This is a genomic window from Rhizobium sp. ZK1 (assembly GCF_047782645.1).
Lineage (GTDB): Bacteria > Pseudomonadota > Alphaproteobacteria > Rhizobiales > Rhizobiaceae > Rhizobium.
On sequence record NZ_CP180586.1, the window covers coordinates 2,787,869 to 2,814,157 of the forward strand.

At 59.5% G+C, this 26,289-nt stretch carries 32 protein-coding genes and 1 pseudogene; 19 read left to right on the top strand and 14 right to left on the bottom strand.

All coding sequences use genetic code 11. The features are described 5' to 3' along the window. Positions 1-40: 40 nt before the first annotated feature. Positions 41-835 (top strand): hypothetical protein, encoded by a 795-nt coding sequence (locus tag ACK9YZ_RS14380; protein WP_416064269.1) that lies wholly within the window; start codon positions 41-43, stop codon positions 833-835. 1 nt (position 836) lies between these two features. On the opposite strand, the gene ACK9YZ_RS14385 is transcribed toward ACK9YZ_RS14380, so the two are convergent. After that, on the bottom strand, positions 837-1,304 hold the full coding sequence (locus ACK9YZ_RS14385; protein ID WP_416064270.1) for an Lrp/AsnC family transcriptional regulator: 468 nt from the start codon (positions 1,302-1,304) through the stop codon (positions 837-839). 230 nt (positions 1,305-1,534) lie between these two features. Here ACK9YZ_RS14385 and trxB point away from each other — a divergent pair, with 230 nt between their 5' ends. Together trxB and ACK9YZ_RS14395 are read left to right on the top strand one after the other, a co-directional pair. Continuing rightward, on the top strand, positions 1,535-2,509 hold the full coding sequence (gene trxB, locus ACK9YZ_RS14390) for a thioredoxin-disulfide reductase (protein WP_183803242.1): 975 nt from the start codon (positions 1,535-1,537) through the stop codon (positions 2,507-2,509). Between the two features lie 22 nt (positions 2,510-2,531). Then, on the top strand, positions 2,532-3,428 hold the full coding sequence (locus ACK9YZ_RS14395; RefSeq protein WP_183731448.1) for a LysR family transcriptional regulator VtlR: 897 nt from the start codon (positions 2,532-2,534) through the stop codon (positions 3,426-3,428). 28 nt (positions 3,429-3,456) lie between these two features. Here ACK9YZ_RS14395 and ACK9YZ_RS14400 read toward each other — a convergent pair whose 3' ends face one another. Next, positions 3,457-3,849 (bottom strand): hypothetical protein, encoded by a 393-nt coding sequence (locus ACK9YZ_RS14400; RefSeq protein ID WP_416064271.1) that lies wholly within the window; start codon positions 3,847-3,849, stop codon positions 3,457-3,459. Positions 3,850-4,002: 153 nt separating this feature from the next. Here ACK9YZ_RS14400 and ACK9YZ_RS14405 point away from each other — a divergent pair, with 153 nt between their 5' ends. The 4 genes from ACK9YZ_RS14405 to ACK9YZ_RS14420 all read left to right on the top strand — a co-directional run bounded on the left by ACK9YZ_RS14405 (position 4,003) and on the right by ACK9YZ_RS14420 (position 7,486). After that, positions 4,003-4,296 carry an ArsR/SmtB family transcription factor gene (locus tag ACK9YZ_RS14405; RefSeq protein ID WP_113325116.1) on the top strand — a complete coding sequence of 98 codons (294 nt, stop codon included), beginning with the start codon at positions 4,003-4,005 and terminating at the stop codon, positions 4,294-4,296. 3 nt (positions 4,297-4,299) lie between these two features. After that, a complete protein-coding gene (locus tag ACK9YZ_RS14410; RefSeq protein ID WP_416064272.1) occupies positions 4,300-5,466 on the top strand; it encodes an MFS transporter in 1,167 nt (388 codons plus the stop codon). A 24-nt stretch (positions 5,467-5,490) separates the two neighbouring features. Next, entirely contained in the window at positions 5,491-6,615 is a 1,125-nt protein-coding gene (locus ACK9YZ_RS14415) for an alkene reductase (RefSeq protein ID WP_416064273.1), read from the top strand. A 73-nt stretch (positions 6,616-6,688) separates the two neighbouring features. Continuing rightward, positions 6,689-7,486 carry an aminoglycoside phosphotransferase family protein gene (locus ACK9YZ_RS14420; RefSeq protein ID WP_416064274.1) on the top strand — a complete coding sequence of 266 codons (798 nt, stop codon included), beginning with the start codon at positions 6,689-6,691 and terminating at the stop codon, positions 7,484-7,486. Here the strand turns inward: ACK9YZ_RS14420 and ACK9YZ_RS14425 are convergent. Further along, positions 7,483-8,502 carry an NAD(P)H-binding protein gene (locus tag ACK9YZ_RS14425; RefSeq protein ID WP_416064275.1) on the bottom strand — a complete coding sequence of 340 codons (1,020 nt, stop codon included), beginning with the start codon at positions 8,500-8,502 and terminating at the stop codon, positions 7,483-7,485. The genes ACK9YZ_RS14420 and ACK9YZ_RS14425 overlap by 4 nt on opposite strands. Positions 8,503-8,591: 89 nt before the next feature. Here ACK9YZ_RS14425 and ACK9YZ_RS14430 point away from each other — a divergent pair, with 89 nt between their 5' ends. Then, positions 8,592-9,500 (top strand): LysR family transcriptional regulator, encoded by a 909-nt coding sequence (locus tag ACK9YZ_RS14430; protein ID WP_416064276.1) that lies wholly within the window; start codon positions 8,592-8,594, stop codon positions 9,498-9,500. Positions 9,501-9,536: 36 nt separating this feature from the next. Here ACK9YZ_RS14430 and ACK9YZ_RS14435 read toward each other — a convergent pair whose 3' ends face one another. Continuing rightward, positions 9,537-9,818, bottom strand: coding sequence for a DUF2188 domain-containing protein (locus ACK9YZ_RS14435; RefSeq protein ID WP_007824317.1), 282 nt, complete (start codon positions 9,816-9,818; stop codon positions 9,537-9,539). A 232-nt stretch (positions 9,819-10,050) separates the two neighbouring features. Here ACK9YZ_RS14435 and ACK9YZ_RS14440 point away from each other — a divergent pair, with 232 nt between their 5' ends. Next, positions 10,051-11,151 (top strand): calcium:proton antiporter, encoded by a 1,101-nt coding sequence (locus ACK9YZ_RS14440; RefSeq protein ID WP_416066745.1) that lies wholly within the window; start codon positions 10,051-10,053, stop codon positions 11,149-11,151. Between the two features lie 124 nt (positions 11,152-11,275). Here ACK9YZ_RS14440 and ACK9YZ_RS14445 read toward each other — a convergent pair whose 3' ends face one another. Then, positions 11,276-12,478: a pyridoxal phosphate-dependent aminotransferase gene (locus tag ACK9YZ_RS14445; RefSeq protein ID WP_416064277.1), complete on the bottom strand. Its 1,203-nt coding sequence runs from the start codon at positions 12,476-12,478 to the stop codon at positions 11,276-11,278. Positions 12,479-12,863: 385 nt separating this feature from the next. On the opposite strand from ACK9YZ_RS14445, the gene ACK9YZ_RS14450 reads away from it, so the two are divergent. The 3 genes from ACK9YZ_RS14450 (at position 12,864) to ACK9YZ_RS14460 (ending at position 14,749) form a co-directional block, all read left to right on the top strand. After that, positions 12,864-13,163, top strand: coding sequence for a hypothetical protein (locus ACK9YZ_RS14450; protein WP_216755340.1), 300 nt, complete (start codon positions 12,864-12,866; stop codon positions 13,161-13,163). Then, the gene (locus ACK9YZ_RS14455; RefSeq protein ID WP_416064278.1) at positions 13,153-13,485 is read left to right on the top strand and encodes a sortase; all 333 of its coding nucleotides are present in this window, start codon (positions 13,153-13,155) and stop codon (positions 13,483-13,485) included. Before ACK9YZ_RS14450 ends, ACK9YZ_RS14455 begins: the two co-directional genes overlap by 11 nt. A 109-nt stretch (positions 13,486-13,594) precedes the next feature. Beyond that, on the top strand, positions 13,595-14,749 hold the full coding sequence (locus ACK9YZ_RS14460) for a PQQ-dependent sugar dehydrogenase (protein ID WP_416066746.1): 1,155 nt from the start codon (positions 13,595-13,597) through the stop codon (positions 14,747-14,749). Here the strand turns inward: ACK9YZ_RS14460 and ACK9YZ_RS14465 are convergent. Both ACK9YZ_RS14465 and ACK9YZ_RS14470 read right to left on the bottom strand, forming a co-directional pair. Beyond that, complete coding sequence (locus tag ACK9YZ_RS14465; protein WP_416064279.1) at positions 14,746-15,195, bottom strand: DUF3052 domain-containing protein; 450 nt, start codon at positions 15,193-15,195, stop codon at positions 14,746-14,748. The two genes, ACK9YZ_RS14460 and ACK9YZ_RS14465, sit on opposite strands and share 4 nt — an antisense overlap. Then, positions 15,168-15,854, bottom strand: a complete 687-nt coding sequence (locus tag ACK9YZ_RS14470) for a DUF1176 domain-containing protein (RefSeq protein WP_416064280.1) — start codon at positions 15,852-15,854, stop codon at positions 15,168-15,170. Before ACK9YZ_RS14470 ends, ACK9YZ_RS14465 begins: the two co-directional genes overlap by 28 nt. Here ACK9YZ_RS14470 and ACK9YZ_RS14475 point away from each other — a divergent pair. The 3 genes from ACK9YZ_RS14475 (at position 15,840) to ACK9YZ_RS14485 (ending at position 18,053) form a co-directional block, all read left to right on the top strand. Continuing rightward, entirely contained in the window at positions 15,840-16,730 is an 891-nt protein-coding gene (locus ACK9YZ_RS14475) for a DMT family transporter (protein WP_416064281.1), read from the top strand. The genes ACK9YZ_RS14470 and ACK9YZ_RS14475 overlap by 15 nt on opposite strands. Before the next feature lie 489 nt (positions 16,731-17,219). Beyond that, positions 17,220-17,435 carry a cold-shock protein gene (locus tag ACK9YZ_RS14480; protein ID WP_007824341.1) on the top strand — a complete coding sequence of 72 codons (216 nt, stop codon included), beginning with the start codon at positions 17,220-17,222 and terminating at the stop codon, positions 17,433-17,435. A gap of 144 nt (positions 17,436-17,579) precedes the next feature. Next, complete coding sequence (locus tag ACK9YZ_RS14485; protein WP_216755346.1) at positions 17,580-18,053, top strand: BA14K family protein; 474 nt, start codon at positions 17,580-17,582, stop codon at positions 18,051-18,053. A gap of 63 nt (positions 18,054-18,116) precedes the next feature. Here ACK9YZ_RS14485 and ACK9YZ_RS14490 read toward each other — a convergent pair whose 3' ends face one another. Further along, positions 18,117-18,989 (bottom strand): oxidoreductase, encoded by an 873-nt coding sequence (locus tag ACK9YZ_RS14490; protein ID WP_416064282.1) that lies wholly within the window; start codon positions 18,987-18,989, stop codon positions 18,117-18,119. Between the two features lie 97 nt (positions 18,990-19,086). Between ACK9YZ_RS14490 and ACK9YZ_RS14495 the strand changes: the two genes are divergently transcribed. Next, the gene (locus ACK9YZ_RS14495) at positions 19,087-19,467 is read left to right on the top strand and encodes a winged helix-turn-helix transcriptional regulator (RefSeq protein ID WP_253958238.1); all 381 of its coding nucleotides are present in this window, start codon (positions 19,087-19,089) and stop codon (positions 19,465-19,467) included. Here the strand turns inward: ACK9YZ_RS14495 and ACK9YZ_RS14500 are convergent. From ACK9YZ_RS14500 to ACK9YZ_RS14510, 3 genes are read right to left on the bottom strand one after another with little or no spacing between them, the layout of a single operon-like run. Continuing rightward, on the bottom strand, positions 19,464-20,840 hold the full coding sequence (locus ACK9YZ_RS14500) for an ATP-binding protein (RefSeq protein ID WP_416064283.1): 1,377 nt from the start codon (positions 20,838-20,840) through the stop codon (positions 19,464-19,466). The genes ACK9YZ_RS14495 and ACK9YZ_RS14500 overlap by 4 nt on opposite strands. Before the next feature lie 25 nt (positions 20,841-20,865). Next, positions 20,866-21,567 (bottom strand): response regulator, encoded by a 702-nt coding sequence (locus ACK9YZ_RS14505; RefSeq protein ID WP_216755349.1) that lies wholly within the window; start codon positions 21,565-21,567, stop codon positions 20,866-20,868. Then, positions 21,568-22,059: a MarR family winged helix-turn-helix transcriptional regulator gene (locus ACK9YZ_RS14510; protein ID WP_216755350.1), complete on the bottom strand. Its 492-nt coding sequence runs from the start codon at positions 22,057-22,059 to the stop codon at positions 21,568-21,570. Positions 22,060-22,311: 252 nt separating this feature from the next. Here ACK9YZ_RS14510 and ACK9YZ_RS14515 point away from each other — a divergent pair. Continuing rightward, a pseudogene (locus tag ACK9YZ_RS14515) lies at positions 22,312-23,141 on the top strand (aminotransferase class IV); the annotation flags it as partial. A gap of 82 nt (positions 23,142-23,223) precedes the next feature. Here the strand turns inward: ACK9YZ_RS14515 and ACK9YZ_RS14520 are convergent. Together ACK9YZ_RS14520 and ACK9YZ_RS14525 are read right to left on the bottom strand one after the other, a co-directional pair. After that, a complete protein-coding gene (locus ACK9YZ_RS14520; protein WP_216755352.1) occupies positions 23,224-23,490 on the bottom strand; it encodes a hypothetical protein in 267 nt (88 codons plus the stop codon). Between the two features lie 295 nt (positions 23,491-23,785). Then, positions 23,786-24,403: a DUF1236 domain-containing protein gene (locus ACK9YZ_RS14525; RefSeq protein WP_416064284.1), complete on the bottom strand. Its 618-nt coding sequence runs from the start codon at positions 24,401-24,403 to the stop codon at positions 23,786-23,788. Positions 24,404-24,682: 279 nt separating this feature from the next. On the opposite strand from ACK9YZ_RS14525, the gene ACK9YZ_RS14530 reads away from it, so the two are divergent. Both ACK9YZ_RS14530 and ACK9YZ_RS14535 read left to right on the top strand, forming a co-directional pair. Further along, a complete protein-coding gene (locus ACK9YZ_RS14530; protein ID WP_416064285.1) occupies positions 24,683-25,327 on the top strand; it encodes an MBL fold metallo-hydrolase in 645 nt (214 codons plus the stop codon). Positions 25,328-25,329: 2 nt separating this feature from the next. Then, positions 25,330-25,899 (top strand): DUF1349 domain-containing protein, encoded by a 570-nt coding sequence (locus tag ACK9YZ_RS14535; protein ID WP_416064286.1) that lies wholly within the window; start codon positions 25,330-25,332, stop codon positions 25,897-25,899. 45 nt (positions 25,900-25,944) lie between these two features. Here ACK9YZ_RS14535 and ACK9YZ_RS14540 read toward each other — a convergent pair whose 3' ends face one another. After that, complete coding sequence (locus tag ACK9YZ_RS14540; protein WP_416064287.1) at positions 25,945-26,286, bottom strand: tRNA-binding protein; 342 nt, start codon at positions 26,284-26,286, stop codon at positions 25,945-25,947. Positions 26,287-26,289: the final 3 nt, after the last annotated feature.

Below are 26,289 nucleotides of genomic sequence, written 5' to 3' on the forward strand. Positions count from 1 at the left end.
ACCATGGCAACGGATATATCAGGGAGGTAGGGACACGTAGATGTCGACCGCAAACGACAACGAAAACCTGGTCAACGTGCTTTGTATGAAATGGGGGACGCTCTACGGCGCCGAATACGTCAACAATCTCTACCGCGGCGTCAAACGACACCTGAGGCGCCCGCATCGCTTTGTCTGCTTCACCGACGACACGGTAGGCCTCGAGGAGGGTATCGAAACCTTCCCTCTGCCCGAGCTCGGTCTGCCTTCCGGCTCCAGGGACCGCCGCTGGCAGAAGCTTGGGCTCTTCCGCCGTGAGCTTGCCGATCTCAAAGGCATCGCCCTCTTCCTCGATCTCGACCTCGTCATCGTCGATGATCTGGAACCGCTCTTTCAGCACCCGGGGCAATTCCTCATCATCCGCGACGATGATCTCTTCCAGGCAAAACCGCTGCGCAGGATCAACCCTGCCCGCGACAAGTTCCTGGCCTCGGTCGGCAACAGTTCGGTCTTTCGCTATGAGATCGGCGCCCACCCCTATATTCTCGACACCTATACCGCCGATCCGGTGGCGGCCATGGCGAAATACGAGATCTCCCAGCAATTTCAGAGCGCGCAGCTGCAAGCACATGGACACCTGCAGTACTGGCCGCGCGAATGGTGCGTAAGCTTCAAGAACGCCTGCGTGCCGCGCCATTTCAAGAGCTTCTGGCGCGATCCCGAGCTGCCGCCGGAGGCCAAGATCGTGGTCTTTGCCGGCAGTCCGAAAATGAGCGAGGTTTTTGAAGGCGGCGGCCAGCACTGGTATCGCCGCATCGGCAATACCGACTGGCTCAGCAGGGCCTGGCGCGGCTAGATTACAGTTCTACCAGCCCGAGCTTCTTCACCTGCCGGATCGTCAGCATGGTGCGAACGGTATCGACATGCTCGTTGGCCGTCAGTACTTCAATGACGAAGTCCTGGAAGCAGGTAAGGTTCTGAGCGACGCAATGCAGCAGGAAATCGCTGTCGCCGGACACCATCCAGGCCTGACGCACCAGCGGCCATTCAGTGGTGGCCGCGGCAAAGGCCTTTAGATTGGCTTCTGACTGGTGCTTGAGGCCGACCATGCAGAAGGCGACGAGATCGAGCCCGAGCTTCGGGCTGTTCAGCATCGCGTGATAACCTTCAATGACGCCGGCCTCTTCGAGCTTGCGCACACGACGCAGGCAGGGCGGCGCCGATATTCCCACCCGATCGGCAAGCTCCACATTGGTCATGCGGCCGTCTGCCTGCAGTTCTCGCAATATCTTTATGTCGATGACGTCAAGTTCAGCGCGAACCACGCTCAGGCCTTTCTTTAATTCCCCGCGGGCAGCTTCTATATAAAGCCACGGAATACGCAAGAAAGTTTCAGTGAGATGACGGAATCTTGCAAAGCCGGTGCATTCGCCTTGTTGGTAATGCAAGGCTGCCCTTGAATAAAAGCATTGGTCGTTCATAAATGGCGATGGGATCGCGAAACGGCCTTATTCACCTCTTAGCCGCCGCATCCTGCCAGTCGAAAGGAAATTCCATGTCTGCCCGCCATACCAAGGTGCTCATCATCGGCTCCGGACCTGCCGGTTATACGGCCGCGGTCTATGCCGCGCGCGCCATGCTGAAACCGGTTTTGATCGCCGGTCTGGAACAGGGTGGCCAGCTCATGATCACCACCGATGTCGAGAACTATCCGGGCTTTGCCGATCCGATCCAGGGGCCGTGGCTGATGGACCAGATGTTACAGCAAGCCCAGCATGTCGGTGCCGAAATCGTTAACGACCTCGTGACCGAAGTCGATCTCAACCAGCGCCCCTTCGTTGCCCGCACCGATAGCGGCCAGGTCTGGACCGCCGATACGCTTGTTATCGCGACCGGCGCCAAGGCCAAATGGCTCGGCATCGAAAGCGAGCAGCATTTCCAAGGATTCGGTGTATCGGCCTGCGCCACCTGCGATGGCTTCTTCTATCGCAACAAGGATGTGATCGTGGTCGGCGGCGGCAACAGCGCCGTCGAGGAAGCGCTCTATCTCTCCAACATCGCGAAGTCGGTCACCGTCGTGCACCGCCGCGACGGCTTCCGCGCAGAAAAGATCCTGCAGGAACGTCTCTTTTCCAAGGAGAACGTCAAGGTTCTCTGGAACACCGAGGTCGCCGAGATCACGGGTACGCCGGCAAAGCCCCCCATGCCGCCGTCCGTTTCCGGTGCTCGCCTGCGCGATACCCGCACCGGCGCCATCACCGATGTCGCCATTGATGGTGTCTTCGTGGCAATCGGTCACGCGCCCGCAACCGAGCTTTTCAAGGGCAAGCTAAAGCTAAAGGACAATGGCTATCTCTGGACCGCACCAGATTCGACTGCGACCAGCCTGGAGGGAGTCTATGCCGCAGGCGATGTGACGGACGATACGTTCCGCCAGGCGATCACCGCCGCAGGCATGGGATGCATGGCCGCCCTCGAGGCAGAACGTTATCTGACGGGCCATATGCCCGTTGCCGTAGCAGCGGAGTAATTGTGGCATGAGGGGTGGGGGAATGCCATTGGATTGGGACAAGCTGCGTATTTTCCACGCAGCCGCCGAAGCCGGATCGTTTACACATGCGGCTGACAAGCTGCATCTGTCCCAGTCGGCCATCAGCCGTCAGGTCAGCGCGCTCGAGCAGGATGTGGGCACCAAGCTCTTCCACCGCCATGCGCGCGGCCTGATCCTCACCGAACAGGGCGAGTTGCTTTACCGCACCGCCCATGATGTGCTTCTGAAGCTCGAAACCGTGAAGATGCAGCTGACCGAAACGACGGAAACGCCGTCCGGCAAGCTGCGCGTCACCACGACTGTCGGCCTCGGCCAGGGCTGGCTGACCGACAAGATCCAGGAATTCCTGCAGCTTTATCCCGATGTTCAGATCCAGCTCATCCTCGACAACGAGGAAGTGGATGTGAACATGCGCCATGCCGATTGCGCCATCCGCCTTCGCCAGCCGCAGCAGTCCGACCTGATCCAGCGCAAGCTCTTCACCGTGCATATGCACGTCTATGCGGCCCCCTCCTACATCAACCGCCATGGCGAGCCGCAAAAGATCGAGGATCTCGACAATCATCGCATCATCACTTTCGGCGAACCCGCACCGAACTATCTGCTCGACGTCAACTGGCTGGAAATCGCCGGCCGCTCGTCGGACAACAAGCGCATTCCGCATCTGCAGATCAACAGTCAGACCTCGATCAAGCGGGCCTGCCTGCTCGGCATCGGCATCGCCTGCCTGCCCGACTATATCGTCGGTCGAGACCCCGGCCTGATTCAGCTTGCGATCAATGCCGACGTTCCCTCCTTCGATACCTATTTCTGCTATCCTGACGAGATAAAGAACGCCGCAAAGTTGAAAGCCTTCCGCGATTTCATCGTCAGCAAGGCCCGCAACTGGAACTTCTGATTTCCATTTTTATGGAAGCGATTTCAAATCATGCAACCTGTGCATGACTGACATGCACAAAAAAGGGTTGCTGTTTGCTCATTAAAACACCACATAGCACACAGCTGATGCACACGGTGGCTTTTCCTCCCAGTTCCACCGCATTAGCTGTTCCCCTCTGGAGGTTTTTGACCTTCACACTTATAAGGGCCCTGGTTTTCCGGTGGCCCTCTTTTTTTGCCCGAATTTTTCTTTTTGCCTGAATTTTTGCCGGCAGATACCGCAATGCGGAAAAATTTGTGCAGCGCATAGCTGACATGCACAAAAAACTATTGAAAGCTGCACAAAGAACCACCATATCGCTCATAGCTGATGCATTTGGTGGTTTCTCTCCCAGTGCCACCGCGTTGGCTGTTCCCCTCTGGAGGTTTTTGACCTTCACACTTATAAGGGCCCTGGTTTTCCAGTGGCCCTCTTTTTTTGCTTAAATTTTAAGCGGAACAAAAAGCACCGCCCTCACGCCTCCGTGATTTGCATATCGAAAATCTTCGAACCATATATCGAGAAAATCCGATTTATAGTTCGATGAACGACGATGGACAAAGACGAGATCCTCAAGGCGCTGGCCAACCCTGCCCGGATGGACATCCTCAACTGGCTGAAAAACCCGGAAGAACATTTTCCGACGCAGGAGCACCCATTTGAGATGGGCGTCTGCGCCAGCCAGTTCGAACGCTGCGGCCTTTCCCAGTCCACCGTGTCCGCGCACCTCGGCACCCTTCATCGTGCCGGCCTCGTCACCAGCAAGCGCGTCGGCCAGTGGATCTTCTACAAGCGCAACGAAGAAACGATCGCTGCCTTCCTCCAGCAGCTGACGCAGGATCTGTAAATTATGCCCCTTGCCCTGCTCGTTCTCGCCTTGAGCTCTTTCGCGATAGGCACCACCGAATTCGTCATCATGGGGCTTCTGCCCGAAGTCGCAGCCGACCTTTCCGTCACGATCCCTGAGGCCGGGTGGCTGGTGACGGGTTACGCGCTGGCCGTCGCCATCGGCGCACCCGTCATGGCGGTTTCGACTGCCAAGCTGAAGCGCCGCTCGGCCCTCATCATGCTGATGGCCTTCTTCATTGCCGGCAACCTGCTCTGCGCCATCGCGCCCAATTACTGGGTACTGATGATCGCCCGCATCGTCACCGCCCTCTGCCACGGCGCCTTCTTTGGCATCGGCTCGGTCGTTGCTGCCAATCTCGTCAGCGAAGACCGCAAGGCCCGCGCCGTCGCCCTGATGTTTACCGGGCTGACGCTCGCGAACGTACTCGGCGTCCCGCTCGGCACCGCCATCGGCCAGGCCTATGGGTGGCGCTCCACCTTCTGGGTTGTCACCGCGATCGGCATCGTCACCATTGCAGGCCTGATCGCCATCCTGCCGAAGGATAGACAAGAAGAGCAGAGCAGCATCCTGCGGGAGATCGCGGCATTGCGGAACGGGCGCCTCTGGATGGCGCTCTCGGTCACGGTCTTCTTCTCGGCCTCGATGTTCACGCTCTTCACCTATATCGCCCCGCTGCTGCGCGACGTGACGGGCATCTCACCTGAAGGCGTCACCTGGACGCTGTTCCTGATCGGTATCGGCCTGACGGTCGGTAACCTCATCGGCGGCAAGCTCGCCGACTGGCGCCTCGGCACTGCCCTTGCCGCGATCTTTGCGGCAATCGCGCTGACCTCGGCGATCTTCTTCTATACAAGCCGCTTCTTCATCCCCGCCGAAATCACCCTGTTCCTGTGGGCAGCCGCCACCTTCGCTGCGGTTCCCGCCCTGCAGGTCGGTGTCGTCGGTTTCGGCAGGGATGCACCGAACCTCGTTTCGACCATCAATATCGGCGCCTTCAATACCGGCAATGCCCTCGGCGCCTGGGTCGGCGGCATGGTCATAGACGCCGGCCTCGATCTCAACCGCGTTCCCCTCGCCGCCGCCGCCATGGCCATCATCGGCCTTGCCGCAACTGTTCTCACCTATCTCTCCGGCCGGGCGCAGACCGCTCCCGCTGCCGCCGAGTGATCCCCCAAGCAGAAAGGACCCTCCATGGCCAAGCTTTTCCAGCCGACACAGATCGGCGATATCGCTCTCAAGAACCATATCGTCATGGCGCCGCTCACCCGCAACCGCTCACCGGGCGCAATCCCGAACGACCTCAACGTCGAATACTATCGCCAGCGCGCCACGGCCGGCCTCATCATCACCGAAGCGACCGCCATCACGCATCAGGGTCAGGGTTATGCCAATGTTCCCGGCCTCTACAGCAAGGAAGCCCTTGACGGGTGGAAGCGCGTGACGGATGCCGTTCATGCCGAAGGCGGCAAGATCGTCGTTCAGATGTGGCATGTCGGTCGTATCTCCCACACCGAGCTGCAGCCGAACGGCGGCAAGCCGGTTTCCTCGACCAACCGCATCGCCAAGGCCAAGACCTACCTCGTCAACGCTGACGGTACCGGCGCCTTTACCGACACCTCCGAGCCACGCGCACTCGAAACCTCCGAGATTCCCGGGATCGTCGAGGATTACCGCAAGGCCGCCCGCGCTGCGATCGATGCGGGCTTCGACGGTGTAGAAATCCACGGCGCCAATGGCTACCTGCTCGACCAGTTCATGCGCGACGGCGTCAACGACCGCACCGACGAATATGGCGGTTCGATCGAAAACCGCACGCGTTTCACCTTCCAGGTCGTCGAAGCCGTGACCAGGGAAATCGGCGCCCGCCGCACCGCAATCCGCATTTCGCCGGTCACCCCCTCAGGCGACTCCTACGATTCCAACCCGCAGGCGCTCTTCACGCATGTCGTTGAAGGTCTCGCCAAATACGACCTCGCCTATATCCATGTCGTCGAGGGCCAGACCGGTGGCGAGCGCGATTATCGCCAGGGCGACAACCCGTCCTTCGATTACAAGGCGCTGCGCACTGCCTATGAAAAGGCAGGCGGCAACGCCGCTTGGATGGTCAATAACGGCTACAACAGAGATATGGCGATCGAGACTGTCGAAAACGGCGCGGCCGATCTCGTCGCCTTCGGCAAACCCTTCATCTCCAATCCCGATCTCGTCGAGCGCCTGGAAAGGAACCTGCCACTCAACACGCCGGATCAGTCCACCTTCTACGGTGGCAGCGCAAAGGGTTATGTCGATTATCCGACCCTGGAAAAGGTCGCCTGATCGTCTTCAACAAACAGAAATCCCGCCAACCGGCGGGATTTCCATTTCAGGGCATTGCCGCTAGCATGCGCCCATGTTCTCGACTTATCTCGAACGCTGGTCGCTGACATCGAACGGCGAACCCATCATCACCCATTCAAGCCGTCTCCTACCGGTCATCTGGCAGGACAAACCCGCCATGTTGAAAGTCGCAACCGACAGCAGCGAGCGAGACGGCGCATTGCTGATGAAATGGTGGGATGGCGATGGCGCGGCTCGAGTCTACGCGCAGGAAGATGATGCCGTCCTTCTGGAACGTGCGACGGATAAATGCTCGCTGCTCGACATGGCGTTGAATGGCGAGGACGATGAAGCGAGCCGCATCATGGTGCAGACGGCAGCACGGCTGCATGCGCCCCGCCCCACCCCTCTTGACGATTCCACGACGCTCGAGCGCTGGTTCCGCAGTCTGGAGCCTGCGGCACGCACCTACGGCGGCACCTTTGCCGACAGCTGGAAGATCGCCACCACCCTACTCGCTGCGCCTCAGCAGCTCACCATTCTCCACGGTGACATCCACCACCGCAACATCCTCGATTTCGGCGAAAGGGGTTGGTTGGCAATCGATCCCAAGCGGATCTATGGCGAACGCGGTTACGACTTCGCCAATATCTTCGCCAACGAAGACCTGCCGACGGTGACAGATCCCGAACGCCTCCAACATCAGCTGCCGATCGTCTCCAAGGAAGCCGATATCGAGCCAGCAAGGCTGCTCAAATGGATCGCCGCCTATTCCGGCCTCTCCGCCGCCTGGTTCCTTGAAGATGACGACCATGCCTCGGCGGAGAAGCCTCTGACGGTCGCGCGCATCGCACTCGCGGAACTTGCTTAAACCGCCTTTTCGGCGTGCGAAAGAAGCGCCGTCGCACCATGCGGTTCGGGCAGCGAGCCCTGAGCGATGAGCGACGCACGCACGGCCTCATCGATCGGCGTATGCGGCTCGGTCCCGAGTTCGGCCACCAGCCTGTCGTTCTTCATGCGCAACGGTACCTTCCAGAGATAGCGCATCTCCTTCAGCTCCCGCATGACAGTCATGAAGGGAGCAAGCAACGGCACAACGAACCATGGAAAGCGGCCGATCTTCGCCTTGCCGCCGGCGACACGCCGAACCGCCTCCGCCATCTGACGGCCATCACCATCCCAGAAGCCGTTCATGTGATAGCAGGCGAAGGCCGGCAGGCGTTCGGCTCGCTCGACGAGTTGCACCATCGTCTCGGAAACATCGGGCAGATAGGCCCAATGGTGCCCGACGCCGGGCAGTGCCGGGTTCTTGATGGTACCAACCGGCTTGCCCGGCGTAGCGAAAGCGGCGGAGAACCAGCTATTGCCTGTGGCGCCCGGCCCGAAAAAATCCCCGGCGCGGACGATGATGACACCTATGCCGGTCTCAGAGGCAGCTTTCAGGCGCTTCTCCATCTCGACGCGGATCTTGCCCTTCTTCGTCACCGGATGCTGCGGGCTATCCTCCGTCACATCAGGAAAGGCATCCGGCCCGAAATTATAGACGGTACCAGGCAGCAGGATGCGCGCACCGACGGCACGAGCCGCGGCAATCGTATTCTCCAGCATCGGCAGAACCAGCTTCTCCCAGTCACGGTAGCCGGGCGGATTGACGGCGTGGACGATAAGGTTTGTGCCCTCAGCAGCCCTGCGCACGTCGGCCGCGTTCATCGCGTCGCCCTGCACCCACTCGAAATCCTGTTCGCTGCCGGATGCCTTCGCAGCGTTTCGGTTGAGCGCCCTCACCTTCCAGCCGCGCGCCCGCAGCTTGCGGGCGACTGCGCCGCCGATGCCGCCGGTCGCGCCGAGAACGAGCGCCAGTTTCCTGTCCTGATATTCGCTGCTCATGATCGTCTCCTTGTTCGATGAGACGACTATGCCTCCACAGGCAGATAAACAAAATTGACGAAATAAGTTGCATCGCTATAAATAAATATATGAACATTGAGCCAAGCTGGGACTTCTACCGCTCCTTTCTCACCGTGTTAAGGCTGGGATCGCTTTCGGCCGCCGCCCGCGAACTCGGTCTGACGCAGCCGACGATCGGCCGCCATATCGACGCTCTGGAGGAGGCCGTCGGCGCGGAGCTTTTCATCCGCTCATCCAACGGCCTGCTGCCGACAGACGTGGCGCTCGATCTCCAGCCCTATGCCGAAACACTGGCAACGACGGCTGCTGCTCTCCTGCGCACCGCATCCAGCCAGCGCGGCAAGGTGGAAGGCACCGTGCGTATCAGTGCCAGCGAAGTGATCGGCATCGAGGTCCTGCCGCCGATCATTGCCGATCTGCAGGAAGCCTATCCCGGATTGCAGGTGGAACTTTCGGCCTCCGATGCGCTGGAAGATCTGATGAACCGGGAGGCGGATATTGCCGTGCGCATGGCCGAGCCGCAGCAGGATGCGCTGATGGTGCGTCGCATCGGCGATATCCCGCTCGGCTTTCACGCGCATCGCCACTATTTGGAACGCCACGGCACGCCGCGGACCATGGCCGAGCTTGCCGGTCATCGCATCATCGGTTTCGACCGGCAGACGGCCTATATCCGCATGATGCGCAAGCTCCACCCGCTGGCCGACGAGCTTGCCTATTCCTTCCGCACCAGCAGCCATCTGGCGCAATACACCGCCATTCGTGCCGGCATCGGCATCGGCATCTGCCAGACGGGGCTTGCCCGTCCAAACCCCGACCTCGTCCATATCATGGCGGATGAATTCGAAATCCCGCTCGGCACATGGGTCGCCATGCACGAGAGCCTCAAGACCTCGCCACGCTGCCGCGTCACCTTCGACGCGCTGGTCAGGGGCCTGTTGAACTATATCAAGTCATGCAAGCAAACGCGCGCCTGACGACGCGCTGAAAGACGATAGGAAATCGGCGGAAGATCAGGGCTCTGGGGAGACCTCCGGCGAACGGCCCTTGGTAAAGCCGTCCACGACCTCAGTCTCGGGACGATCACCACCCTCGGCATATTCCTCGTGCCACTTGCCCTGCGCATCCTGCCAGCTGATCTCGGCGGAATCGCCGCCGACCTGCTGTTCGGCTGCAACGATGCGGGCTGCTTCGAGCGCTTCGGAGTGGCTCGGAAATGCTTCGGAATAGACGTCCCCAAGCTTGTAGGCCCAGCCGCCGTCATGCGGTACGACTTCGTAGACCACCTTGACCATGCATGTGTCTCCTCTTCTTCTCGTTGCGCATCCGTGGGCCTCCGGATCATGTCCGGTTCAGCGCGGGCCGCTTGAGAAGATTTCGAGGACGCCGCGATCTGTTTTCCGGCTGCCGTATGAAAAGCAGTATTCCATTAATCGTCACAGACTGCAAATTCCATCAGTCGCGAGTCTGCTTGCATAGAAAAATCACCGGCTTAGATTGCCCAGGAAATCAAAATCGTCGCTGGTGATGGACATGGCACTGCATCTCAAGGAAGAAAAATTCCTGATCGTGGCGATCGTCGTCGCGGTCATCGCCTATTTGCTGGAACATTCTCTCATGCAGGCCGGCCGGGGCATGGCGCTCGTCGCAGCCGCCGCCCTGATCGTAACCATCGTGCTCGCCTCCATGCGCGTCGCCCATCATGCCGAACTGCTGGCCGTCAAGGTCGGCGACCCCTACGGCACGATGATCCTGACACTCTCGGCCGTCGCCGTCGAAGTCATCATCCTCGGCATCATGATAAGCGGCGAAGAAAGCTCGCCGACGCTGGTGCGCGACACGATCTATTCGGCACTCATGCTTGACATCAACGGCGTCCTCGGCCTTGCCGCCCTCCTCGGCGGCCTGAAGCACGGCGAGCAGCCCTACAACGACAATTCCGGCAAGACCTATGGCGTAATGATCCTGACGGCCATGGGCATTTCGATGATCGTTCCGGAATTCGTGCCCCACGATAAATGGCATTATTATTCGGGCTTCACCATCATCGCGATGATCGCCCTCTACGGCCTCTTCCTGCGCATGCAAGTCGGCCAGCACAGCTACTTCTTCTCCTACAGCTACCCGCGCTCGGAACGGCAGAAAGAACATCCCGAGGAGCACGATGAAGAGGGTTCGGTTTCGACCTCGATCGCGATTATCCTCATTGGCGTGGTGATCATCGGTGCGCTCGCCGAATTCATGTCGGGCTTCATGAGCGAAGGCCTGCGCGACAGCGGTGCTCCGATTGCCGTAACGGCCATCGTGGTTGCCGCCATCTCCGCAGCACCGGAAATCCTGACAGCCTTGCGGGCGGCCCTGCGCAACCGCATGCAGGCGACCGTCAACATCGCCATGGGTGCCTCTCTCTCGACGGTCATCCTGACAGTGCCGGTCATGGAGGGTATCGCGCTATACACCGGCCAGCCCTTCATCATGGCCATGTCGCCGGTCCAGACGGTGATGGTGTCGATCACCCTGATTGCAGCGGCCATCAACCTTAACGATGGTGAGACGAACGCCATCGAGGGCATGACCCATTTCATCCTCTTCGCTACCTTCATCATGCTGAGCTCGATCGGACTCTGAATCTGAAATCAGCGACTTGGCGGCAAAAGCGGAATCATTTCCGCAGCACGTTGAAGTGAAAAACGAGACAACAAAAAAGCCCGCCATCTCTGGCGAGCTCTTCGAATGGGGCTGATGCCACCGATTACTTGCAGGCGGCGCAGAAGCGCTGAATGCGGCGGCAGGCTTCCTCGAGCAGCTCTTCCGAGGTTGCATAGGAGATGCGGAAGTTCGGGCCGAGGCCGAAGGCCGAGCCGTGCACGACGGCAACACCTTCCGATTCCAGCAGCTCGGAAACGAAATCCTCATCGTTCTCGATCACTTTGCCCGACGGAGCCGTCTTGCCGATCAACCCGGCGCAGGACGGATAAACGTAGAAGGCCCCTTCCGGCACAGGGCAGACGATGCCCTTGGCCTGGTTCAGCATGGAAACGACGAGATCGCGACGGCCTTCGAAGATCTTCTTGTTCTCGGGGATGAAGTCCTGTGTGCCGTTCAGTGCTTCGACAGCCGCCCACTGGGCGATCGAGGTCGCACCTGAGGTCTGCTGCCCCTGGATCATGTCCATAGCCTTGATCAGCTGGATCGGGCCTGCCGCATAGCCGATGCGCCAGCCAGTCATCGCATAGGCCTTGGAGACGCCGTTCATCGTCAGGGTGCGGTCGTAGAGTTTCGGCTCGACTTCGACCGGCGTGACAAATTTGAAGTCGCCATAGGTCAAATGCTCGTACATGTCGTCGGTCAGCACCCAGACATGCGGATGCTTCATCAGCACGTCGGTCAGCGCCTTCAGCTCGGCATGCGTATAGGCGGCGCCCGTCGGGTTGGACGGCGAGTTGAAGATGAACCATTTGGTCTTCGGGGTGATCGCCTTTTCGAGATCGGCGGGCTGGAGCTTGAAATTATGCTCCTGGGTAGCCGGAACGAAAACCGGCGTGCCGCCGCAAAGTGCCACCATCTCAGGATAGGACACCCAGTAGGGCGCGGGGATCACGACTTCATCGCCGGGGTTCAGCGTCGCCATGAAAGCGTTGAAAAGGATCTGCTTGCCGCCCGTGCCGACGATCGTCTGCTCCCAGGAATATTCCAGACCGTTCTCGCGCTTGAACTTGGCGGCAATCGCCTTGCGCAGCTCGGGGATACCGGATACCGGCGTGTATTTCGTCTCGCCGCGATTGATCGCGTCGATGGCGGCTTTCTTGATATTATCGGGCGTATCGAAATCCGGCTCGCCGGCACCAAGGCCGATGACATCGCGTCCTTTGGCTTTCAGCTCGCGCGCTTTCTGAGAAACAGCGATGGTGGCTGAAGGCTTCACGCGGGAAAGGGCATCGGCAAGGAAAGCCATGATATCGGTCCTACAAGGTTGAAACGGGCAGAAGGCCGGGACCGGAGTTCTGCGCTAAGCTCTATGTCCAATGTATGACAGCATTTCAAGCGCAAAGGCGTGATGGCGGCGATGATTCTTATTGATCTATTGCCGCAGCCGCATCCGGAATTCTGAACCGCGCTTCGGCGAGACGCCGCAATTGGCGGATCCAGCCTCACAGGAAGTTGAATCAGTTTCTGAAGTCGGCCCCGTTTTATTCCTTAAAATCAAGGTTATCGGCCGTTTACCATTTGCCACGAATAAGCCGCAACAAATGCTGCGGCATGCCGCAATTCGGTCGTGAGAGCGCCGAGATCAAACCGGTATTCTATCACCATCGGACATTGGTTATTGAGGGCATGCCATGTTTCTGGAAGATGAGCGCGCAGCGGGACGCCTGCGCACAAGCCGGGTTTGCCTGTCGCTGATGGTGGCAGTCATCGCTTTTGCATGCTGTGTCGTCGCGACGTTCAGCCTCTTTTCAGTCGCCGAAGCAGCACCGGCCGTGGCTTCCAGCGCCCGTGAGGCAACGCATGCCGACCAGACGATCACCCAAGGCCTGACGATGCTTTTTGCCGCCTTTGTCGCAGCAAACGGTTTTGCCATCTGGCTGCGACGCATCAAGGGTCTCGTTGTTTCCGGAGGCAAGCGCGATGCCCGGTAAATCGCAGCGTGCAGGCTGGAACGAGGATGAAGACGCGTTCCAGCCGCTGCCGACCTACATGGAGCTCGCCATGGCTGCCGCCGTGGCCCATGAAGTGCCGCCCGCATCGCCGAGACCCGGCCTCCCCGGACTTTCGATCATCGAAAAATTGGTCGCCGTTGGTATCGTGTGCCTCGCCTTCTACGGCATGGCGCTGATCGGCTGCGGGCTTTTCCTGAAGGCTGAAGCAAAACGCACTGGCTTCATCACACAACGGATGATGAGCGCCGAGCTGCAACAGGCCGATTTTGATATCCGCTTCCCTGCCCACGTAATCAACTGACCTCTTCTCGTTCAACCCGCGAACACAAAACCGTTATGGAGCGCCGATTACCGTTGAAGCGCCCCATGCCCCGCGCCACCTTCCCCTCAAACTGACGACGGGGATTATGATGGACGCCATTTCGACTTTCCGTTTCGCCGTGCTGCTCGCAGGGGTCGCTGCTTTTGCAGGTCCAGTCCTCGCCCAGACCGGGGACGTTGTCAGGACGCAGGAAGTTTCGGTTCGTGTCGAGAAACTCGCCGAAGGACTGGAGCATCCCTGGGCAGTCGAGGTCCTGCCTGATGGCGGCTATATCGTTACGGAGCGGCCGGGACGACTGCGCATCATCCGCGATGGCAAGGTTTCCGACCCGATCGATGGCGTGCCCGAGGTCAGCGCACGAGGTCAGGGTGGCCTGATGGATGTCGCCCTCTCCCCGGATTTCGCGACCAGCCGCAAACTCTATCTGACCGCCGCAACCGCCAACAACAGAGGCTCTGGCACGGAGGCCTTCAGCGCCACGCTGTCATCAGATGAAAAGAGCCTCGAAAACGTCACGCCCATTTTCACCATGCGGCTTTTTACCCGCGGCAACATACAGTACGGCTCGCGCATCGCAATCGCGCCCGACGGTTCGCTGTTCATCAGCGTCGGCGACCGCGGCAACCGCAATCGTTCGCAGGACTGGAAGGATGACGCCGGCTCCATCGTCCATCTCAATGCCGATGGCAGCATTCCCGCCGACAATCCCTTCAAGAATGGCAGCAAAGCCCTGCCGGAGATCTGGTCCAAGGGCCATCGCAACCCGCAGGGCATCATCTTCGACAGCGCCAACGGCAAGCTCTACACCGTCGAGCATGGCGCACGCGGCGGTGACGAGATCAACAATCCCGAGCCCGGAAAGAACTACGGCTGGCCGATCATCACCTACGGCCGCGACTATTCCGGCGCCAAAATCGGCGAAGGGACAGCCAAGGAGGGCCTGGAACAGCCGCTGCACTATTGGGATCCGTCGATCGCTCCGGGCGCTCTCGTCGTCTATCGCGGCAAGATGTTTCCGGAATGGAACGGCAATTTCATCGTGGCGGCCCTGAAATTCCAGTTGCTGTCGCGCATGCAGCGGGATGCAAGCGGCGCCTTTACCGCCGAGGAACGCATGTTCGAAGGCAATTATGGCCGCATCCGCGATGTCATCGTCGCCCCCGATGGCGCACTGCTGATGGTGACCGACGAGGATGACGGCGAACTGCTCCGGGTTTCCCGCGCCGAAAACCGGGCCGGCTAAAGCGCACTTCGCAATTCCCTGCGGATCACGAATTTCAGCCCCGACCATGTCTCGTCGACGGCGCAGACCTTGACGTCGACGAGCCCGGTCGGCAGCAGGATCTCGCGTAGCGCATCCTCGGTGATGCTGGTCGGCACTTTCGAACTCTTCTTCGGCCAGGATATCCAGACCATGCCGTCGGGCCTGATGGCCCGAAGCAGCCCAGTGGCCATCTCTTCCAATGGCGCGCGCTGCGTTTCGAAGACATGAATATAATCGAACTGCCGGCAGGAGCCGGGCGGCAAGCTATGCTCGACCGAAGCAAAACCTTCAAAACCATTGATCTCGGTCAGCCCGTCGGGAACATTGATGAGCAAGGCAGCCTGCCCTGGCTTCAATCCCAATTTCCTGATGAGCGGCGTGCCGGAATATCCCGCGGTCACTGGCGCTTCCATATGAGCGGCCATGCCGCCGGGCCGCCGTCACCTCCGGCATCGCATTCTTCCTTGATCCGCACCTCCTCGAGAACAAGAAAATCCTTGCTGCCCGGCTCAGCGGCGCGCCAGACATAGTAGCTGCCACAATCGCCCATGCCTCGCCCTTTCAGGAAGGAGGTAAAACGCCCGTCCACCCTATCGTAACGGATGTTGAAGGCCGTATCGCCGGTCGTTTCCGAAAACCTCAACGGGAAGATCGCCCTGGAAATCTCTTCACCGTAACCGCCATAAAGCGCGAACGGCATATTATAGGCACCTGCCAGGCCGCACGGTACGATGATCAGCCTCTTTCCTCCGGCATCGACAACTTCGAAGGCATCGCCATCGGCAAGGCGGCTCTCTTCGATATGGCACTCGCGATCCTTGGGCTCGATGTCTGCCCGCACCGCCTTTGGAAGATCGGCAAAGTGCAAAATCGGCCGCACGGATAAGGATGTCTCGGCCGACGCTTCCCCGAGCCCCGACACAACGATTACCGTCACAACGGCAACTCTCCGCACCCCCATGCGCACGCCTCCAAACCGTTTGGCAAAACCTCGTCCTTGCTCAAAAGAAATGCAACTGCTAACCCACAAAGCATAACTCCTAGACGCTTCCCCAACATTGAGGGTAAAATGACGCGCGTTCAAGCGAACCTCCTTCTATTGCTTGCAGCCGCCATCTGGGGCGGAGGCTTCGTCGCCCAATCGACGGCAATGAAGGCGATCGGCCCCTTCTGGTTCATCGGCCTGCGTTTTGCGATCGCTGCACTCGCCACCCTGCCCTTCACCATCCTCGAAGCCCGCAAAGTAAAGGTCGCAACCAGCCGCAGGCACCTCGGTCTCTATCTGCTGATCGGACTGGCGCTCTTCGGTGGCGCATCGACACAACAGATCGGCCTGCAGACGACGACCGTCACCAATTCCAGCTTCATCACCGGACTCTACGTGATCTTCGTGCCGTTGATTGCTGTTTTCTTCCTCCGTCGCTCGCCGCACTGGGTCATCTGGCCGGGCGCAATCATGGCCGTATCAGGCATTTATCTTCTCTCGGGCGGCCAGCTCTCGTCGCTCACCGTCGGCGACCTGCTCACAGTCGTCTGCGCCATCTTCTGGTCCGTCCAGATTACGCTTGCTGGAACGACGGTCGCCGAAACCGGCCGGCCTCTTGCCCTGTCCAGCGCCCAGTTCGCGTTTACGGCAGCCTGTGCACTCATCATCGCCATGATACTCGAACCGATCAGGCTGACAGATATCCGCGCAGCAGCCCCCGAAATTCTCTATGTCGGCATCTTCTCCTCCGGCGTCGCCTTCGTGCTGCAGGTCATCGCCCAGCGCTACACCACGCCGTCGCAGGCGGCGATCTTCCTCTCCGCCGAAGCGCTGTTCGGCGCCACGCTCGCCGCACTTCTCTTGGGCGAAAGCATGCCGCCGCTCGGTTATGTCGGTTGCGCACTGATGTTTACCGCTATGCTTGTAGTCGAACTCGTGCCCGAAATGACCCGCCGCCGCGCGCAAATGGCCTGAACACGCGTCCATTTGTGGGGCATTCAGGACCATCTAGAAATTTTTTTACGCTGGTGACAAGACGCGCTATCGTTGTATTTTTGGTAAATTCTGCCCGGAACTTATATTGCAGACGATATAAAACGTTAATCATTTGCTTCTGAGGGAGGATTTTTTGCGTTTTCGTGAAAACAGGCCAGATTTGCGGGTGTGTTCTTAGCAACACGTTAAAAAACTTTTGCTTGCCAAAATCCTTCAAACGCAGCACTCTTCGCGCGTTCGGGCATTTTGCGAGCATGGGAAGTCCTTAAGAATTTGCGCGCCGGAAACGCTAATATTCCGGTCAGCCGGTTCCAAAAAACAGCAGGCAATAAGTCCTGTCTGGAGCCGGCGGAGGTAGAGGGGACCTTTTTCTCACATTTCAAGATCTGCCTGCCAGCGTCTTCGCAAGAAGGCAATAGCGTAATGCTGCCCGTGTGGATGGCGGGCGGAGACAAAAGGACCTGAGGCATGGCCGAGACTGGCACTGTAAAATTCTTCAATACCGACAAGGGCTTCGGCTTTATCAAGCCGGACAAGGGCGGCGCCGATATCTTCGTTCACATTTCTGCCGTTCAGGCTTCCGGTCTGGCCGGTCTGACGGAAAATCAGAAGGTAAGCTTCGACACGGAGCCGGATCGCCGCGGCAAGGGTCCGAAGGCCGTCAATCTGCAGATTTCAGGCTGACCCTCGCAATAGGCATGGAATTCGAGTTGAAGCCCGGCAGCGATGCCGGGTTTTGTCGTTCAGACTCCATTCAGCATGGCAGCACTAGGTTCAGAGCCATAGAGAAGGGACCGCTTCCGGTTCCCGATACTGGGATTTTACGCCATGAACAGGCTTGCAAAGACCATTCTTCTGACGGCAACTGCCGCTGCCCTGACCCTCTCGGCCATCGGCGAAGCCTCGGCTGGCGACCGCTACTGGCGTCACGGCCACGACCACGGCAACGATGCACTCGTTGGCGGCGCTGTCGGCCTTGCCACGGGCCTGATCGTCGGCTCTGCCATCGCCAATGCCAATAACGGCCCGGTCTACGAAGAGCGCCGCTACATCGACCCGCCGGTCTATGAGCCGGAATATGCTCCGCCGCCGGTCTATCGCGCGCCGCGTCCCGTCTATTCCGAGCCCGTCTATTCCGAGCCGGTCTATGGTCGCCCTGTCTACGGTCGCTCGGTCGGCGCCATGGAACCCTGGAGCGCTCAATGGCAGCGCTATTGCTCCTACCGCTACCGCAGCTTCGATCCGCAGAGCGGCACCTATGTCGGCAATGACGGTCGCGAGCACTTCTGCGTCGCAAGCTGATAGACAGAAAACACCCTGACGAAAAGCGCCGCCACAGAGCGGCGCTTTTCTTTTGTCGATACCTCAACCTGCCTTCTTCTCCCAGGGCATCAGCTTGGCACCTCCGCCCTGTTCGAAATCGGTCGACTGGCTGATGACGCGCCATGTGCGATCGGCCTCCATTCGCGCGGCATCCGCCTTTTCTACCGCTGCAGCCGCATCGCTGCCGAGCAGCAGTCGCAACGGCGGCGCATCGAGCGAAGCAATGTGCAGCACCACGGCAGCCGCCTTGTCCGGATCGCCGGGCTGGCGGCCATTATAGTTGCGCTGGTAATCTGCCATGGCGCCGACTGTTTCGGCATATTCCGGACGGCCTTCGAAAAGAGCCGTCGAGGAGCCGGCGAAATCCGTGCGGAAGCCGCCGGGCTCGATCACTGTCACCTTGATGCCGAGCGGTCCGACCTCCTTGGAGAGCACTTCGGAAAAACCTTCGACGCCCCATTTCGCCGCCGCATAGGGTGCACGCCCGACAGGCCCGATCCTGCCACCGACGGACGAGAACTGGATGATATGCCCCGCCCCCTGCCCGCGCATGACCGGGATCGCCGCCTTGGTCATGATGATTGTGCCGAAGAGATTGGTCTCGATCTGTGACCGGAAATCCGCAAGGCTCGTATCCTCGATCGGCGCGACATTGCCGTAACCTGCATTGTTGACCAGCACGTCGAGCCGGCCGAATGTTTCGACCGCGGTCTTCACCGCAGTCTCAGCCGCCGCCTCATCTGTCACATCAAGCGGCAGCGCAACAACGCGTGGGCCATACGCTTCGACGAGATCGACAAGTTGAGCGGGATCGCGCGCCGTCGCGACCAGCTTGTCACCGGCCTCAAGCACGGCATTGGCCGTCGCCCGCCCGAGGCCGCGCGAGCTTCCTGTAATCAACCAAACCTTCGACATGGAAACCTCCTTTTCGGTTCTCGCTTCATTTAGGATCTATTGTTTCCATTAGAAAGAAGGTACCTTACAGATCTATACGCACCTGAAAGTAACTGAGATGAAAGACGACATCTTCGATTTTTGCCGCAACATGAGCGACGAGCAGGATGCGCGGGCGCGGCAAATGCTGGAACGCGCCGCAGCCAAGTGGCCGTTGCGCGTCCTGCACGTGCTTTCGGAGGCCGATGGCCCCTTGCGGTTTTCAAGAGTGCTGGAACGGGTGGAGGATATCAGCCAGAAGGTGCTGACCCAGACGTTGCGTACGCTCGAAAGCGACGGCCTCGTCATCCGCACACTCTATCCGCAGGTGCCGCCGCGCGTCGAATACGAGCTGACACCGCTCGGCCGCGAGCTACTGACACAGGTCGTCTCGCTCTGGCGCTGGATCGTCGTCCACCTGAATGAATTCGATACCGCCAAACCGGCTGCAAAAGGCTAGGCCGGAATACGCACCGTTGCCCTCAATCCACCAAGCGGGCTGTCGCCAAGTGTGATATTACCGCCGTGGCTGCGCGCGATATCCCTCACGATGGCAAGCCCGAGACCGGTGCCCGAAGCATCGAGATTGCGTGCGCTATCCAGCCGGAAGAACGGCTTGAACACATCCTCCCGGTACTTCTCGGGAATACCCGGACCATTATCGTCGAAAACGATGGTCAGCCACTTTGCGCTGTGCCTGACCTCGACATTGAGCGTGTCGGCATAGCGCCTTGCGTTGGAGGCGAGATTGGTGACGAGCCGCAGGAAGGCGTTTGGCCTCACCGAGACATGATCCTCGCCCTCGATGGAATAGGTCAGCGTCTTGCCGTGCAACTCGAAATCGACTTCAAGCTTCTCGAAGACCTCGCTGAGCTTCAGCTCTCCGACATCCTCCTCCACCTCGCCCTTGGCAAAGGCCATATAGGCCTCCAACATGGTCTGCATGTCGTTGACGTCTTCATTGAGCCCGGCAAGATCAGGATTGTCCCCGGCGAGCGCTAACTGAAGCTTAAAGCGTGTCAGGATGGTCCTGAGGTCATGGCTGACGCCTGAGAGCATCGCCGTGCGCTGCTCGATCTGCCGCTCGATACGCTCACGCATCAGGATGAAGGCAAGACCTGCGCGCCGGACTTCGTCGGCCCCTCGCGGATAGAAATTGTCGGCCTTCTGCCCCTTGCCGAAGCTTTCCGCCGCCCGCGCCAGATTGAGGATCGGCCGGATCTGGCCGCGCAGGAAGAGTATCGAGATCGCGATCAGCACCAGTGACGCGCCGACCATCCAGAGAATGAAGATATGGGTATTCGATGCATAGGCCTGGCTGCGTTTTGTGATGACGCGCAGGATGCGGTTGTCGAGCTTGATGCGGATCTCGATGAGGTTGGAATTGCCGACCGTATCGATCCAGAACGGACGGCGGATTTCCTCGGTGATCTCGTCGCTCAGAATGCCGTCGAGAATCGAGAAAAACGGCTTTTCGCGCGGCGGCGGCAGATCTCCATCCGGCTCGATTGAAATCTGCAGGTTGAGCTGATCGCGGGCAATGCGGGTTATATCGCTATAATCGGCATCCTGCGGAAAGGTGTCGATGATCTCGATGATGGCGGCGATATCCCGGGTCACGGCTAGCGACAGCCGCTCCGTCACCATCTGCCAGTGACGCTCCATGAAAACAGCGGCAACGACCGACTGCAAAAGCACCATCGGAATGATGATGATGAGCAGCGAACGCGTATAGAGGCCTGTCGGCAATCGCCGGCGCAGCCAGCGCACAAACCAGCGCCAGCCGGGTGCAGGGGAGCGGTCTTCCCGCCGCAAGCTGTCGAATGTCACCATTTGCGCCGGTCCCGAACCTGTCGTTTCAGTCGATGCTCAGCCTGTATCCGATGCCGCGCACCGTCTGCAGCCAAACCGGATTGGCAGGATCGTCCTCGATCTTGCGGCGCAGGCGGTTGATCTGAACGTCGATGGTGCGTTCGCCGACTTCCGCATCGTCTCCGATCAGCTCGTGCCGTGGGATCGTGTCGCCGGCCCGGCGGGCAAAAAGCAGCATAATCTCCTGCTCGCGATCCGTCAGGCGGATCACTTCCGCCGCCTTCTTCAGCTCCTTGCGCGTCAGCGAGAAGGTGTAAGGCCCGAACATGATCTGCTCGATCTTCAGCGTATCACCGCCGCTGTTGCGCCGCAGGATGTTGTTGACACGCAGAACGAGTTCGCGCGGATCGAAAGGCTTGGGAAGATAATCGTCGGCGCCGGCTTCAAGCCCAGCAATACGGCTGTCGGATTCGGCAAGCGCCGTCAGCATGATGATCGGCACGTTCTTCACGGCCCTGAGCCCGCGTGTCACCTCGATGCCGGATTCGCCCGGCATCATCACGTCCATGATGATGAGGTCGAAATCGAGCCCCGCGAGCTTGCGCTGCGCCTCCGCCCCATCGGAGGCAATGGTCACACGAAAACCGTTTTCCGTCAGGTAGCGGTTCAGGAGCGCGCGGATACGGGTGTCGTCGTCGACGACGAGAAGATGCGCCGCGTCATCGGAAATGCCTGTTTTCACCGCCATTCAATCCGCCTTCTGTCTGTCTCGCATGCCTCTGAGGAATGCCTTTACGCCCTCCCGCGCCTCCGGGGAAGCTTCCTCGAATGCCCGTTCAATACGGCGTGATTGCGGCTCGGCAAGCGCCAGTGCCAGATCCCTGCCCGATTTGGTAGGATAGAGTTTGCGCTGGCGGCGATCCTCCGGGCCTGCCACCTGCCGAATATAGCCTGAATCGATCAGTTGTTTCAGCACTCTTGCGAGGCTCTGCTTGGTGATCTTCAGCGTATCGAGCAGATCGGCGACCGTCATGCCCGGATTGCGGTTGACAAAGTGCACGACACGGTGATGCGCCCGTCCGAAGCCACTTTTTTCGAGAATGGCGTCGGGATCGGATACGAAGTCGCGATAGGCGAAGAAGAACAGCTCGATGATCTCGAAATCGATGATGCCGACATCCTCCATTGGCGTGGCCAGCGGCTCAGGTTTGCCTGCTTTCGAGCTGGTCTGTCGTGGCACTCGGCATTTCCTCTCTCTTGGCGCGATGTCAGCAACGTTTTCATAAAAATATGCCAGCCTTGGTGACATGAATTTACGTCGCCGATAGCTTCCCTGAACTTTGGGGGAGCCCCCGCACGGACTGTTCTTTTTCCGAAAACTAAAGCCCGCCCGACAAATCTCCAACGCAACGCGCAGTCTCCCCTTGCGACAGTGGATAGAACGTAATGGGGACAACAATCAACAGACATGGTGCAAACGCGCCGGAGGAGCAAGGTCTCCAAACTCACCGAACACAATCAGCGCCTGCGCAAGTCGCCGAGATCCTCGGCTTCAAGATGCCCTACTCCGTCGTGAAGCTGGACACGGCAACGATCAAACGCCTGAAGCGCCAACCCTTCCCACGCTCACGTGCAACCGATCGCGTAGCGCGGCAGCACGATGATGGATGTGTCCTCCCAGACGAACTGCATCAACATGGCAATCGCCATTTGGCAGTGGGACAATGACTTCAACCCGGCTGACAAGCCGAAGAGCATCCGCCTCGATATGGCGAGTGTCGACGTTTCGATCCAAAGACGGTACCGAGTTTCTCCAAGGCCGCCGGTCTCTACATGATCGCACCATCTGCAAGCATGCGGCCGAAGCCAAAGGCTACAGCGCCGCGCGTCTTTTAAGACGCGCAAAGGACGCTGCAACACTTTGAGTTTCTGCATAATTTTGTCCTTAAATCGATTCCGATTTAAGGAATTATGCAGTAGGCAGATGCAATGATGCTCGACTATCGCGGTCAAGTGGCCGAGGCGACCGGCGCCAATTTCTCCTTCGTCAAGGACGGCGTCCTTCATACGCCACCCCTAATTGCCTCTCAGCAGCATCGCCGCCGGATCGAACTCACCAAGCACCATGGCGTTGAAGTCGTCGAACGGGCAATCTTCCTGAAAGAAGTGAGAGCCTCTCCGAGTGCTTCCCGACCGGCCTGGCCGCGGAAGTCACCCTATATCCGAAATCAGCTGTATCGCCTCACGTCGGAGACGATCTCGGGAACGCTGACGAACGACCACATGGAGGAAATCTATCCGGCCTCTGCAACCGCCGAATAAGACCTCAGCCACTCATGCCACCGGCCAGGCGCTTACGTCTACCGGGGCGTTTCGTTGTCCAGCGTCCAGAGCGCTCGAACCTTCAGCGTGCCTTGGCCATGACCAGCCCGGCGAGCGTCGAAAGGATGCCGCCGCCGATCAGCCCGCCGATGCCATCGGCGATCAGCCCGGTCATTGCCGCTTCGCCACCGAGCATGCTGAGCAGCATGCCGCCGCCGATGCCGCCGATAGCGCCCGCGACCGTGCGGGCAACGACGTTGATCGCCTGCTGCTTGAGAGCAGCACTTGCGATATTGCCGCCGACAGCACCCGCAATCAATTGAGTGATGAGCGGAAGTAGCGCTTCCATAATTTCCTCCTATGGCGATCTCCCCGATCGCCGACTCATGCCATCACCAGATGACATATTGGAATATTATCATATTCAGGAGGAGAAGTGGAGAATTCGGGCAACCCAGGCGAGAGATTGTAGGGATCGGCCGGGCGGATACGCCAGCTTTTTTCGTCGTGCCCGGTCTTGTCCCGAGCATCTGCCATCGCCGATCCGCAGCAGATATCAGGCACGAGGCAGAGCATGACGCCAAGTGGAGGGCGAGGCCTTCGACAAACCGAAGGCGGCCGCATGGCCGCCTCTCCCCTTGAGCTTATTGATAGACGTACACGATGCGGCGCGTACCCGGATCGACCAGCACCGGCCGGTCGTTGATGCGGACATAACGATACTGGTAATCCGGGATCGTCTGGAAGGTCACGTCGGCGGGCACTTGGGCACCGACGACGACATCACCGCCAAGCTGCACGGCCTGTGTCGGGGTTGTGTCGATATAGGTGCGGACTTCGTCCGGCGGCGTGATGGCCTCAACTGAGCCGACCGGGCCGATCAACTCGTCGCCTGGTGCGGGCATAGGCTCTGCCGGCACGACGCTGGAGGTCGTTTCATAAGTCACGACAGGCACGCCGAGATCGGCGCGATGCTGCTCGACGATGAGAGGCGAGCCGCCCTGATCGACCTGCAGATATTCGGCATAGACCCAGCCGCGCACACCACTCACGTCGACACGGCACCAGCGGCTGCCTTCGATGCAGCCATCGAGCACGGCGGTCGAGCCGCGCGTGGCAAGACCGACGGAAGGATATTGCGGGCCGGGGCCGGAGCGGATGTTGAGGTCGTTGATGGACGTCGCTACCATGTCCGCCTGGGCGAAGCCGGCACTTGCGGCCAGAAAGGCGCCGGCCAGCAGAAGGTTTCTCTTCAAGGTCATTATAAGGTCTCCCTTGTTGTGATGGGCTGACAACGCGTGGGTTGCGAGGATGTTCCGCGGCGCACGAACGGGCTGGCGAACGGCACGAGAAAATCCTCGATAAGCATCTGAAAAAATGGAATAAACCCGCCGGAGAGCATCACGACCCACCCTTTGAACAGCCGATAAATTCCTGTTGCGGCTTGTCTTTTTCGCGTGAGTCTGCCGAAAATTCCGGCTGCCTTCGACTGCGTTTGCGCCTATAGAGACAGGGCATTGAAGACGCGAAGCGAGGCATTCATGGGCATGCTCCAGGCCGGTATCATTCCGGTGACACCCTTCCAGCAGAACTGCACCATTCTTTTCGATCCCGATACGAAGGAAGGCGTGGTCGTCGACCCCGGCGGCGATGTCTCGCTCATTGCGGGCGTGATCGAGGAGCACGGCCTCAAGATCAAGGAAATCTGGCTGACCCACGGCCATCTCGATCATGCGGGCGGGGCCAACGAACTCAAGGAAAAGCTCGGCATCGACATCGTCGGCCCGCATGAGGACGATCTGCCGCTCCTGCAGCGCATCGAGACTCAGGCCGAGAGATGTGGCGTGCAGGGCCTTCAGAACGTCACTCCCGACCGCTGGCTGAAGGATGGTGACAAGGTCTCCTTCGGCTCGCACGAATTCGAGGTCTATCACACGCCGGGCCATGCGCCCGGCCACGTCATCTATTTCAACCGCGCCCAGAACTTTGCCCATCTCGGCGACGTGCTCTTCAACGGCTCGATCGGCCGCACCGACCTGCCGGGCGGCAATCATCGCCAGCTTCTCGATTCCATCCGGGACAAGGTGCTGCCGCTCGGCGACGACGTCGGCTTCATCTGCGGACACGGCCCCGGCAGCCGCATCGGCGACGAACGCCGTAACAATCCCTTCCTGCGGGAGATCTGAGCATGAAACACATGGCCTGGCTGAACGCGCCGCCCTTGTTCGAGGAACGCGACGGCGCCCTTCACGTTCGCTCCGGCGAGAAGACCGATTTCTGGCAGGGCACTTATTACGGCTTTCACCGCGACGACGGCCACTTCCTGCATGAAAGCCGAAAGGGCGACTTCACTGCCGAGGTCACCTTCTCGGGCAATTACGAAGCGCTCTACGATCAGGCTGGCCTGATGATCCGCGCCGGTGAGAAGCACTGGATAAAATGCGGCATCGAATATACCGATGGGGCCAGGCACTTCAGCACCGTGGTCACCAACGGCAATTCCGACTGGTCGGCTTTCCGTATCGGCCATGATTTCGATGCGATCTCAGTGCGCGCCACGCGCAATGGCGATGCTATCTTTATCCAGTACAGCACGGATACGATGGACGAATGGCGCATGGCCCGCCTCGCCTGGTTCGATCCCGCTTTCGAGAACGTGCTGGTCGGCCCCGTCTTCTGTTCACCGCAACGCGCCGGTTTCGAAGCCGTCTTCCACAATTTTACGCTGACCGATCCGCTGTCTCGCGATATCCACTGAGTCCTTGCCTACGGCGCGCGCCGACGATGACTCGCGTCCGCTTGCCTACATCAGCCTCTGACCGTTCGGTATCGGACGTTCGACCGCTGCAAGCACGATGTCGCCCTTCTCGTCCGCAAAACCGAGTGTGAGCACTTCCGAGCGGAACGGCCCGATCTGGCGCGGCGGAAAGTTGACGACGGCGAGGACCTGCCGTCCGACGAGCCGCTCCGGTGAATAGTGGACCGTGATCTGCGCCGAGGATTTCTTCACACCGATTTCGGAGCCGAAATCGATCAGCAGTTTTATTGCCGGCTTGCGGGCTTCTGGAAAGGGATTTGCTTCGATGATCGTGCCGACACGGATATCGACGCGCTCGAAATCGGCAAAGGTAATCTCTTCGGCCATGGT

Coding starts and splice junctions, on each gene's coding strand:
- ACK9YZ_RS14380 (WP_416064269.1), top strand. CDS start 41: ATGTCGACCGCAAACGACAACGAAAACCTGGTCAACGTGCTTTGTATG.
- trxB (WP_183803242.1), top strand. CDS start 1,535: ATGTCTGCCCGCCATACCAAGGTGCTCATCATCGGCTCCGGACCTGCC.
- ACK9YZ_RS14395 (WP_183731448.1), top strand. CDS start 2,532: ATGCCATTGGATTGGGACAAGCTGCGTATTTTCCACGCAGCCGCCGAA.
- ACK9YZ_RS14405 (WP_113325116.1), top strand. CDS start 4,003: ATGGACAAAGACGAGATCCTCAAGGCGCTGGCCAACCCTGCCCGGATG.
- ACK9YZ_RS14410 (WP_416064272.1), top strand. CDS start 4,300: ATGCCCCTTGCCCTGCTCGTTCTCGCCTTGAGCTCTTTCGCGATAGGC.
- ACK9YZ_RS14415 (WP_416064273.1), top strand. CDS start 5,491: ATGGCCAAGCTTTTCCAGCCGACACAGATCGGCGATATCGCTCTCAAG.
- ACK9YZ_RS14420 (WP_416064274.1), top strand. CDS start 6,689: ATGTTCTCGACTTATCTCGAACGCTGGTCGCTGACATCGAACGGCGAA.
- ACK9YZ_RS14425 (WP_416064275.1), bottom strand. CDS start 8,502: ATGAGCAGCGAATATCAGGACAGGAAACTGGCGCTCGTTCTCGGCGCG.
- ACK9YZ_RS14430 (WP_416064276.1), top strand. CDS start 8,592: ATGAACATTGAGCCAAGCTGGGACTTCTACCGCTCCTTTCTCACCGTG.
- ACK9YZ_RS14435 (WP_007824317.1), bottom strand. CDS start 9,818: ATGGTCAAGGTGGTCTACGAAGTCGTACCGCATGACGGCGGCTGGGCC.
- ACK9YZ_RS14440 (WP_416066745.1), top strand. CDS start 10,051: ATGGACATGGCACTGCATCTCAAGGAAGAAAAATTCCTGATCGTGGCG.
- ACK9YZ_RS14445 (WP_416064277.1), bottom strand. CDS start 12,478: ATGGCTTTCCTTGCCGATGCCCTTTCCCGCGTGAAGCCTTCAGCCACC.
- ACK9YZ_RS14450 (WP_216755340.1), top strand. CDS start 12,864: ATGTTTCTGGAAGATGAGCGCGCAGCGGGACGCCTGCGCACAAGCCGG.
- ACK9YZ_RS14455 (WP_416064278.1), top strand. CDS start 13,153: ATGCCCGGTAAATCGCAGCGTGCAGGCTGGAACGAGGATGAAGACGCG.
- ACK9YZ_RS14460 (WP_416066746.1), top strand. CDS start 13,595: ATGGACGCCATTTCGACTTTCCGTTTCGCCGTGCTGCTCGCAGGGGTC.
- ACK9YZ_RS14465 (WP_416064279.1), bottom strand. CDS start 15,195: ATGGCCGCTCATATGGAAGCGCCAGTGACCGCGGGATATTCCGGCACG.
- ACK9YZ_RS14475 (WP_416064281.1), top strand. CDS start 15,840: ATGACGCGCGTTCAAGCGAACCTCCTTCTATTGCTTGCAGCCGCCATC.
- ACK9YZ_RS14480 (WP_007824341.1), top strand. CDS start 17,220: ATGGCCGAGACTGGCACTGTAAAATTCTTCAATACCGACAAGGGCTTC.
- ACK9YZ_RS14485 (WP_216755346.1), top strand. CDS start 17,580: ATGAACAGGCTTGCAAAGACCATTCTTCTGACGGCAACTGCCGCTGCC.
- ACK9YZ_RS14490 (WP_416064282.1), bottom strand. CDS start 18,989: ATGTCGAAGGTTTGGTTGATTACAGGAAGCTCGCGCGGCCTCGGGCGG.
- ACK9YZ_RS14495 (WP_253958238.1), top strand. CDS start 19,087: ATGAAAGACGACATCTTCGATTTTTGCCGCAACATGAGCGACGAGCAG.
- ACK9YZ_RS14500 (WP_416064283.1), bottom strand. CDS start 20,840: ATGGTGACATTCGACAGCTTGCGGCGGGAAGACCGCTCCCCTGCACCC.
- ACK9YZ_RS14505 (WP_216755349.1), bottom strand. CDS start 21,567: ATGGCGGTGAAAACAGGCATTTCCGATGACGCGGCGCATCTTCTCGTC.
- ACK9YZ_RS14520 (WP_216755352.1), bottom strand. CDS start 23,490: ATGGAAGCGCTACTTCCGCTCATCACTCAATTGATTGCGGGTGCTGTC.
- ACK9YZ_RS14525 (WP_416064284.1), bottom strand. CDS start 24,403: ATGACCTTGAAGAGAAACCTTCTGCTGGCCGGCGCCTTTCTGGCCGCA.
- ACK9YZ_RS14530 (WP_416064285.1), top strand. CDS start 24,683: ATGGGCATGCTCCAGGCCGGTATCATTCCGGTGACACCCTTCCAGCAG.
- ACK9YZ_RS14535 (WP_416064286.1), top strand. CDS start 25,330: ATGAAACACATGGCCTGGCTGAACGCGCCGCCCTTGTTCGAGGAACGC.
- ACK9YZ_RS14540 (WP_416064287.1), bottom strand. CDS start 26,286: ATGGCCGAAGAGATTACCTTTGCCGATTTCGAGCGCGTCGATATCCGT.